This window comes from Photobacterium carnosum (genome assembly GCF_002849605.1).
Taxonomy (GTDB): domain Bacteria; phylum Pseudomonadota; class Gammaproteobacteria; order Enterobacterales; family Vibrionaceae; genus Photobacterium; species Photobacterium carnosum.
Map to the genome: position 1 here is coordinate 84,435 of NZ_NPIB01000017.1, position 8,966 is coordinate 93,400.

Annotated in this window: 6 protein-coding genes; 2 read left to right on the top strand and 4 right to left on the bottom strand. The window is 27.2% G+C overall.

Annotation, left to right across the window (positions count from 1 at the left end):
* The first annotated feature begins 19 nt into the window (after positions 1-19).
* Positions 20-1,735: a hypothetical protein gene (locus CIK00_RS13860; protein WP_101769427.1), complete on the top strand. Its 1,716-nt coding sequence runs from the start codon at positions 20-22 to the stop codon at positions 1,733-1,735.
* A 524-nt stretch (positions 1,736-2,259) separates the two neighbouring features.
* Positions 2,260-3,393 carry a ParB/RepB/Spo0J family partition protein gene (locus CIK00_RS13865; protein WP_101769428.1) on the top strand — a complete coding sequence of 378 codons (1,134 nt, stop codon included), beginning with the start codon at positions 2,260-2,262 and terminating at the stop codon, positions 3,391-3,393.
* A 46-nt stretch (positions 3,394-3,439) separates the two neighbouring features.
* Here the strand turns inward: CIK00_RS13865 and CIK00_RS13870 are convergent, their stop codons facing one another.
* Genes CIK00_RS13870 through CIK00_RS13885 form a run of 4 tightly spaced genes read right to left on the bottom strand, consistent with a single transcriptional unit; the run spans position 3,440 to position 8,775 of the window.
* Complete coding sequence (locus CIK00_RS13870; RefSeq protein WP_101769429.1) at positions 3,440-3,898, bottom strand: hypothetical protein; 459 nt, start codon at positions 3,896-3,898, stop codon at positions 3,440-3,442.
* Positions 3,895-5,931 carry a hypothetical protein gene (locus CIK00_RS13875; protein WP_101769430.1) on the bottom strand — a complete coding sequence of 679 codons (2,037 nt, stop codon included), beginning with the start codon at positions 5,929-5,931 and terminating at the stop codon, positions 3,895-3,897. Before CIK00_RS13875 ends, CIK00_RS13870 begins: the two co-directional genes overlap by 4 nt.
* Positions 5,932-5,945: 14 nt before the next feature.
* Complete coding sequence (locus CIK00_RS13880; RefSeq protein ID WP_101769431.1) at positions 5,946-7,652, bottom strand: hypothetical protein; 1,707 nt, start codon at positions 7,650-7,652, stop codon at positions 5,946-5,948.
* On the bottom strand, positions 7,645-8,775 hold the full coding sequence (locus CIK00_RS13885; RefSeq protein WP_101769432.1) for a site-specific integrase: 1,131 nt from the start codon (positions 8,773-8,775) through the stop codon (positions 7,645-7,647). The genes CIK00_RS13880 and CIK00_RS13885 overlap by 8 nt, the downstream gene beginning before the upstream one ends.
* Between the last annotated feature and the right edge of the window lie 191 nt (positions 8,776-8,966).

Here is an 8,966-nt window from a genome sequence, read left to right on the forward strand (position 1 = left end):
AAAAGATAAGTTAAATGAATTGTATGAAATATTTAAGAATAATCACTCATTATTAATAGCATTAGAATCTGATTTATTTGAAAGTAATATTAAAGTAAAGGAATTAGAAAGTCATAATAATTCGCTATCAAAGCTTATTAGTATAGGTACAGAGATTGTAAATAAATCTGAATCGTCAGATTGTCCATTGTGTAGTAAAAAATATGGTAACTTCCAAGAGCTTAAAGCTGCAATAGAATCTAATAAAATTATAGGTTTATTATCAGCTAATTTAATTAAAAATAATTTAGAAATAAAAGAAAAAATTGAAAACATAAAGCATGAAAATAAAAAAATAGAATTAGAATATAGCTCTATAGTTATATTGCAACTTGATAAACAGTTAAATATTAAAAATAGCATTAGTACTGAAAATTTCTCTTTAAATATAGATAAGAAAGCAATAAATAATATTTTAAGTGATTTTGAAAAACAATTAAAAGATAAAATAAAATTAACAGGATATAAGTCAGAAAAAGATTTTAATAATGACTTATTAACAAGGAAGGATAATCTGCTCCGTAATGATTCAGGCATAAATTATCAAATAAACAATGTGATAAAAAACATTGATGCAACAAAAAAAGAAATTTCTAAAATTAATAATATAATTTCAATTTCAAATAAAGAACAACTTTATATTATCAATGATACTTTATATAAAGATTTTAAAAAAGAGTCAGTTCCTTTTCTTAATAATGTATTCAATGATATTAATTATTCTCAAGAATTATTAAATAAACATTTAGAGAAAAGTAAAATAATAATAAATGAATTGTCAAACGTAATAAATTTAGAAAACTATAGAATAAATGAACTTAAGAGCAATATACCATTAGAGTATAAAAATGCAACGAGTGATTATATCGATAGTTTAATAAAAGAAATTGATGTAGATTGTATAGAAATAGATGAATATTTAAAAGAATATAAAAAATGTTTTCCAGATAATATTTCTTATTGGTCTGATCTAGAATATTGTAAAAAATATATCACTTTAAAGTTAGGCCAATTAGAAAATAGCTTAGCAAAGACCGTAGTTAAGCTTGATGAGTTGAATGTTTTAACAAATTTATCAAGCAAAGCAGGTTTATTAAGTGAGAGTATTAGTATACAAAAAGAAAATATTGAATTAGAAATTGATATAAAAAATAATATTGATTTGAAATATATTTTAACTGCAGATATTGATATTATTGATAATGAAATAAAAAGATTTATTGATGATTATTTTCATGTGAATTTGATAAATGAAATATATAATTCTATAGACCCTCATCCTGAATTTAAAGAAATTAAATTTGATTATGTTCCAGCTAAATATCCAGAACTTCACATTAAAGTAAAGGGGGAAGAAACTGATAGAATTTCTCCTGCTCTAAATTTTAGTTCGGCACAAGTTAATGTATTAAGTTTGAGTATATTTTTAGCAAAGGCACTTAATACAAGTTCAGGTAATGATAATGAAGCTAGATGTATTTTTATTGACGATCCAATCCAATCTATGGATGCAATAAATGTACTAAGTATTATTGATCTTTTGAGAAATATTGCTTTTAGATCTGATAATCAGTTAGTGATTTCTACTCATGATGAAAACTTTTATGAACTTTTAAAGAAGAAGATTCCATCGAATATATTTAAGTCAAAATATTTAAAGTTAGAATCTTTTGGAATTGTAACTGTTGATGAATAGGTATAGATTTTTAGTGTAATTTATACATTGATATTAAAAGTAGAGATGTCACATTAATTAAATTTGACACCTTTACCATTAATAATGGAATTATTCCATATATAATTTATTTGAATTTAATAAAATACTTCCTAATAAATAGAAGGAATTACAAGAGGATTGTAATCTCTTTAATGTAACTCGTTATAGATCGAAATATCACTTAATAGCGATGATTACACAACGATTGTCCGAATGTTTTATAGAGGTGTTGGTTTTGTAATCAACGGTATAGTCTCTCTGCTAAAAGATGACTTGATGTTTAACTATGAGCTAATAAATATATCGCAGTATAAGTTTTAAGTTAAACTAGTTATATGAAATTTATTAATTAAATGATATTTGTAAGTGGTTTACACTATAATTAATTTTAATATGTGATTTTTAAATTAAAAATAATAATATATTCTGATTTGAAAACTCAATATTTATTATAAAACATTGAAATATATGTTTTTTATTCGTTGTGAATATGAGGAATAAGAATGATTAATAAAAAAAATGATGTAAAGGTTAAAGATGTAATGATAGATGATATTATCATAGCTCCAGAAACACAACATAGAGCTAATCATTCTCAAGCACATATTGCTAATTTAATAGAAAGTATTTCAGAGGGCGATAATTTAACCCCAATAACCATCATTGAAAGTAATGAGATGAATATAGGGGAAGAAAAATATTATTTGGTTGATGGTTACCATCGATTAGAAGCTCATATACTATCAGGTATTGATGAAATAAAAGCTAAAATTATTAATGTCGGTAATAAAGATTTAGCAATAGAATTATCATTATCTGCAAATGCAGAACATGCTCCGGCTTTACCAAGAAATGCTGATGATTTAAAAAAAGCTTGTACAAATTGCTGTGAGTTTTTACATAGAAAAAACAAAAATAGCAGTAAAATTCCAGATGAATATATATCTATCAATACTCAGAATGTGGCAGATATTGTTCATTGCTCATATAATGTGGCTCAGAATCAAGTTGTTGATTTTAATAATAATAACAGGTCTATTAGAAATAGGAAAATATACGGTGATTTGAAAGGAGAGATAAAAATATCTGAAATAGCAGAAAAATATGGATTATCTGAACAAATGATACGTAAAATAAAAAAAGATAAAGAAGGGGAAGATAGATATGAAAAAAAGAGGCCTTCAGGTTGGTCTAGGTCAAGACGAGGATCATTAGTTAACTCTAAAAACGGCACTAACACTCATGGTAAGATATCTAACTTAAAACATATTGATAGACATTCTTATGCTGATGATTTAGCAGAAAGAGATATTATAAATTATCTTATTAATTTACGAATGTTTGATGGGGCGAATTCTGATGTAAATAAAACTAATATGTATATTTATGGTGGACAAGTAGACATTATTGGTACATATGAATTAGTTGAAGTAAAAAAATTTGGTACTAGAGCTAATATTTTTCAGGCAATTGGTCAAATAATAACTTATAGCTTAAGATATCCAAATAAACAAAAAGTAATTGCTTGTCTCTGGCATGACGATATCGGACAATTTTTAAAATATGATATACTAAAAAAATTGGATATAAAATTGCTTATAATCAATTCTGATGGAACAAATAAGTATATGGTATAGTATTTTATACACTTTAGTGTTTGTTTTTTAAAACTAATATAAATATTTAATTTATATTTTTTATTTTATTCCTTTTAAAATCGGCTAATTGGTTTCTTAGCTCAGTATTTATTTTTTCTAGTTCATCTATTTGGGCATTAGCTTTTCTAAGTGCATCGTTGAAATGATGGTGATCAGTAGCCATTTTTGAAACAAGTGATTTTAGCACATTTTTCTTTTGTTTATATTTCTCTTTGATTTTAGTTTCTTTTTTTATTCTATCTCGTAATTTTAGTGATACGTCTTTGGTAGGACTCTCACCATGAGAAGGTAAATTGATTTTCGCTTTTTTTATCTTAGTAATTATTTCAGGATAATAGTATCCACTACCATTACCAAGGTTTGCTTCTTCTTCTACGGCGCGTACACTGAGCTTCCGCGTAGAGGGTATACGTTTAGTTTGCTGTTGTAGAATACGCTCTAAAGCAGCTTCAAGAGCGTATAGAGTATTTTCTTTTTTGCTCATAATTCTTTAAACTCTACTGGATGTGTATAGACACTAAAATCTATTCCAAAATCAGTCATGACACTTTCTGCAGCCCTGATTTGAGTAATACAATGAGAATAAATTGAAACTGAGACTGATATATTTGAAGCTAGATACTTAGTTAAGTCTAAATGTTTTTTTTGCCACCATTTAGCGTTATCTTCATCAATAATGCTACTTCCACTTGAACAATCAATACAAAAAGTCGGATTTATAATGCCATCCATATCACACTTATATCCATTTTTGCAGTAGCTATGCATTGTTCCATGTAAGGTGAGCTGCCCTTTTTTTACAATGTCATAAATAATATCCCATGAGCTATAAATATGAGGGATATCATTTCTCATTGCAACTATAGCTTTACCATGAACTCCTGATAATGGTTTATCATTATGTACCCAATCAAAAAATTTTTGAGTTGTATCTTGTATTTTTGTTTCATCTAATAGTATTTGTAGGTCTTTATCCATTTGAAGATCTTTTAATCTATTTGATATACTTCCTTCGCAATACCACTCCGTCATTTGTAAGTATAAATGTTTAAACTGTTGTTTTAAGGATATTGTACTTCCAAGGCGATGTTTTACCGTATAAAAAGCGAGTGAACGCCGAAATTGGTGAGAACTTAAAGGCCACGGTTTATTTATGAAAATACTTTGTTTTATTAAGTTCAAACTATTGGGATTGGATTTTATACACTCATCATAATCGTTCTTTGTAACAATAATATTGTTCAATATAACGAATCTTTTTAATCTATAAGACCAATGAGTGATTGTAGATGGAGATTCGGAACGGACGACTTGATTTATCCATATATTCTTATTTTTAGTCGGTGATTTTTCGCCACATAATAATCGCCATTCTTTTGTTACAACGGACATTAATTCAATGGCTTTTTTACAAATAGCAGCAGTAACCCAAGTCGCTTTCTTTTCACCAAGTTTAAATGTTTTAGACTGAAGTAAATGGAAAGTTCTTCCGTCTATATTCTCTTCAAAATAACTATCAATATTTAATTCTTTTAATTCAGATTCTCTCATTCCAGTGAATGCCCCACAGCAAATATAACATGCTGTAATTAGGTCATTATAGTATGAGATCCAACTTCTACCATCAAAATTATAATGAGATAATGAAGTGTTACTTAAATTTTTATTTATTATTTCTGATATTGGAGTTGACTTTATTTCTGATTTTTTTGCTGAATATCGACGTTTAGTTGTAATGTTATTTAAATTACCGTTCTTAATTAATCTATCTACTTCATTTGATCGAGAAAGATAGTTATCTTGAAGATCAATTTCAGTTTGTAACAAAGAATATCTATATGGGAACGCTTCCTCAATTTTTTCAATAGCTGTTGAATATATTATATCTGCTATTCTTTCAGGGATTGTTAATGTTTGCTGCTGTGTTCTATTACTTAATTTTTTAGCTAAATCTTTAGATTTTATTTTTGGTATGTTGAAATCAATTTCAATCCATTTTTGAAGTAATAGAATATTATTTATGGCTACAAATTTAAGTGTAAGTGTATGTTGAGATAATTTTTTTTCTATAATATATTCTTCGAGAGAATTCCAAAGTTTAGGATCTTCAAGTGCTTTAAGTGATGTCTTTTCATGTGTTAGTAAAAATTGATAGATTAATTTCAAATCTGAATAACGACTTATAATCGTTCTTGGCTTTGCAGGAGCAACCTGACGACCTGATTTATGAAATATCCATCCATAAATTATTAGTTTCAATTCTATTGTTAATGTAAATGATGATTTGAATTGTTCAAAATTGAATTGATGTTCCCTGATATGATTTTCTGAAAAGTAAGGTTTTAAACTCCATTTTGTATCAATAAATTTAGATATTATATTGTTTTCTTTATCTTTACAGATAGGAATACTATTCAATTTGTCCCATTCTTTATTTTTCACTAATGATACAATATCATAGTTAGGAGTTAAATGTTCAATGGGATAATCTAATGGTATATTTAATTTATTAGTCATTTTAAAATTCCTATTTATGATAATATCATAGAATCAATATCTTTCCAGAGAGGATGTCTTCCTTCATTTACAAGCTTATAATTGGATGATTTAATTAGTTTTTTATCAAGTTTTGGTAATATTTTATTATTAATGAAGTCTATTGTTTTTTTGAAATTATCTTCATAATGTTTACTATCTATATGAAGATATAATGACTCTTCTAAGTTTTCTTTGAAGGATAATAAACACCAAATGTCATCAACTGATTGTATGATTACTTGATGTTCACATCCAAAGCATGCTAATAAATCAGCGCATGCTAGTGTTAGGTTATCTTTGTATTTACTTGAACGTTTATTGAATATTTTTGATTTATTGCCAAAAGGATCTGAGCAATACGTACCATTTGCTGATACTTTTAAATTTGGAGACAATTTTTTAAGGTATTCTTCATACGTTAATGTTGATATATGAAGAGTTTCTTTGATTTTTTTTATTGATTCTTTGGTTCGAGCTTGTTCATAACGGATTGAAATAGTTTCTTGTAACATTTTATTATTATCATGATGATTACCAGTTGTGTAGTGTTTCTGTATAACATTAGGGGTATTACCTAAGATTATAGAAGAAGCTAATTCACCTTGATTTATTTGTGATAACTGACTTCCAGTCTGTCTAAATCTTGATATTTTAGGTAATAATTCATTACCTCTATCATCTGTCATTGGATGATATCTACGTATAAATCTTTGATTAAATGATGATAAGGTTGATGATGATATAGGTACTACATCATTAGTTATACATAACTGAAATAATAATGCATCTTTTGAATTATCTATCGCAGTAGAGACTTTAAGAAGAGTGTCAAAAAAATTCATACAATATTTAGGTATATTGAGATTGTGTTGTCCAATTTCAACATGAATTATTTTAAAAGATCTTCGTTTAAATACTGGCATTGTATACCATTCATCTTTAATGCTAAATCCTGCTTTTTTGGGGCGTTTAAGGGTAAATAATTGGGTAGTATTAGTACTAGTATAATAAGCCATTAAATAAGTAGCAGCTACCATCATTTTGCTTATTCCACTACAAATCTTATATTTTTTTCCATTCCATTCAAAAGTCATAGTATATGATGAAACATAACTAGATTTATGCTTTTCAGGATTGTCTAAAAATTGAGTCGCAGTTTGTTTAAATAATGCTCTTAATAAAGGTAATATTTTTTTTAGATCTGAACGAGAATATGATTGGTTTGATTCTTGATCATTTTTAGATACTAATAATATATTATCAAAATAGTTTTCATTATAACCTAAAAGAGAAAATATAAATTTTAGGTCGTGTATAATATGACAATATGAGCTTCGTTTTATTTCTTTTCTTTGTACTCGTTGATAAAGGTACTCACTATACTGTTTTAGTGATAGTTCTGTAAATAAACATAGTTTGTTTTTATCACACCAACAAATATAAGAAAATGTTTTAGTTGTCATAGAAATAATACTTTCAACAGCATAGGTGTTAATTATTGAGTTTATTTCATTTTTGAATTTATTAACTAATTCATCACGATTTGCAAAAGTACATTCACCTATAATTATTTTGTTTTTACGTGGAAGGTTGAAATATTGAACTCTATTAAAATCTATGTATCTTCGATGAATATCATCTTTCTTAAGTGTAATATAAAGTTCTGGGTTCCATTTTGATAGGTAGATTAAATTATTCATTAATTACATCTCCATTTACAGCATCATGCATTATTTCATCTAATAAAGATAATTGGTTTAAGAGTATTTCCTTTCTTTTCAAGTAACGTAAATATTTCCAAGTCGTTTGTTCATGATTATGTCCCATCCATGACATGATACAATCGAGTGCTTCACTAGTATCTATGTTTGATTGAAGTAAATCGTTGAGTCTGTATGTTCCATAAGTACAGCGTAAATCATGAAATTTATGATTGAATGATAAATCAATCATACGAACATTTTTTCTAAAATCAGCCCATCTAGCACTAATTACTTTACTTTCAGTAGGATTGCCATAATTACTTATAAAAAGAGGAGTAAAGATGATACTTCGCTCTAAATTTCTCATTTTATGATTTGGCAAGTTTTGTATTACATTTAATTGCTTATGTTTAAGTTTTTTTAAACGTTTTAAATAGCGCTCACTAATAGAGTAATTTTTTAGTGTTATGAGTAATCGATATGAAATTTCAATTTTTCGAGTTTTTTTATATTTTGTTTGTACACCATTATCTAAACCAATAGTAATGGAATAACGAGATTTATTTTCTGTAAGTGGTATCGCTTGATTGATCGCATCAACTGTTAATGTGGATATCTCATTTATTCGCAATCCACATTGAAGCCCTAATAAACATTGTAATCGAAACTCTATAGATTCATTTAATAGTTTATTCGCTACTAATTTTAGATCTTCTCGACTTAATGCATTCATCGTGTTTACATTGTTTGTATGTGCTACTTTGGGAACACGAATTCTTAAATCGCTAGTTTGAACAGTAAATTTCTTTTTTAGATGTGCGAGTTTATCATTCCTTTTTATGTCAATAAATTCAAGACAAAATGGAGCTGTATTTTCATTTTCTATATTGAGGTAATTGTCATGAATCGCCCAGATATAAAATTGAACAACATGGCTTAAGTAATGATTTGCTGTTGAATGGGCTATTGCGGTATCTTCAATGAGTGTGATTAGATGGTGTCTAAATTGATATGTAGGTTTTAGTCTTTTTATAGGAGGAAAACTATTCCATTCGAGATTTTGCTCTTCTAGAAAAGACCAGTATAAACGTAATGCTCTTGAATAGGAGCTGAGATCCACTAAATGTTTTACTGCTTTTAGGTCAAAGAACCAACTATTAACGATATCTATGAATTGACCGTCTTGAAGTGGTCAAGTAAAACTGTACACCTTTATAGGTGTTTAAATTAAGCGGCTGCTTCCATCACCACTGGCGGTAAATAGTTGTTATAACTATGGCCCCGCTTAGTGTTGTAATGCTGCAATATATA